The 1,039-nt window shown below is 41.6% G+C and carries 1 protein-coding gene; it reads left to right on the top strand.

Annotation, left to right across the window (positions count from 1 at the left end; translation table 11 throughout):
* Positions 1 to 64: 64 nt before the first annotated feature.
* Positions 65 to 946: a 50S ribosomal protein L11 methyltransferase gene (gene prmA, locus GQR46_RS20060; RefSeq protein ID WP_024600157.1), complete on the top strand. Its 882-nt coding sequence runs from the start codon at positions 65 to 67 to the stop codon at positions 944 to 946.
* Positions 947 to 1,039: the final 93 nt, after the last annotated feature.

Raw genomic sequence — 1,039 nt, forward strand, 5'->3', positions numbered from 1 at the left:
AGCGCTACTATATAAACTAAAAAGGCCGCTATAGCGGCCTTTTTTCTATTTGAAGGAAATAATCATGGCTTGGATCCAAATTCGTATTAACGCCAATGCTGCAACAGCAGATGCAGTAAGTGACCTATTAATGGAAGCGGGTAGTGCTTCAGTAACCTTTATTGACGCAAAAGACACCCCTATTTACGAACCCAAAATTGGCACTGTTGTATTTTGGGCTGATACAACAGTAATTGGCTTGTTTGAAGCTAATCACGATATGAATGCAGTCGTTGCGTTATTGAAACGCCATGATGAGCTAAAAGACAATTTAGTATACAAAATAGAGCAACTTGAGGATAAGGACTGGGAACGTGAATGGATGGATAACTTCCACCCGATTCAATTTGGTGAAAGGCTATGGATTTGTCCAAGCTGGCGCGATATTCCAGACCCTACTGCGGTAAATGTACTACTTGACCCTGGCCTTGCTTTTGGCACTGGCACACATGCAACCACAGCGCTGTGCCTTAAGTGGTTAGAAAGCCAAGATCTAACAGGTAAAACGGTTGTTGATTTTGGTTGTGGCTCAGGCATTTTAGGTATCGCAGCTATAAAACTAGGCGCAGAGCGCATGATTGGGATTGATATTGACCCTCAAGCACTTGAAGCAAGCCTAGATAACGCTAACCGCAATGGCGTTGCCGATAAGCTTGAAGTATACCTGCCAGAAAACCAACCTGAGTTTACCGCCGACATAGTAGTGGCAAATATATTAGCCCAGCCACTTCGCGAATTGCACAGTGTAATTTTAGGTTTATTAAAGCCTGGCGGCAAAATTGCAATGTCGGGTATTTTAGAAGAACAAGCGCAATCAGTTGCTGATATTTATGCACCCTTTATTGAGCTAGATGATATTGCCGTTGAAGGTGATTGGACTCGAGTAAGTGGCACCAAAAAAGCCTAATAAATCGCATAATCAAATTTAGAGCATTAACTCAAAACATCTGCGTAAAGCCTGTATTTAACAGGCTTTACTATTTTTTTACATATCAAAATA

It is taken from the genome of Pseudoalteromonas sp. Z1A6, assembly GCF_011378745.1.
Lineage (GTDB): Bacteria > Pseudomonadota > Gammaproteobacteria > Enterobacterales > Alteromonadaceae > Pseudoalteromonas > Pseudoalteromonas arctica.

What these genes read in the sequence shown, in the direction of transcription:
- prmA (WP_024600157.1), top strand. Translation starts at nt 65, where the DNA reads ATGGCTTGGATCCAAATTCGTATTAACGCCAATGCTGCAACAGCAGAT.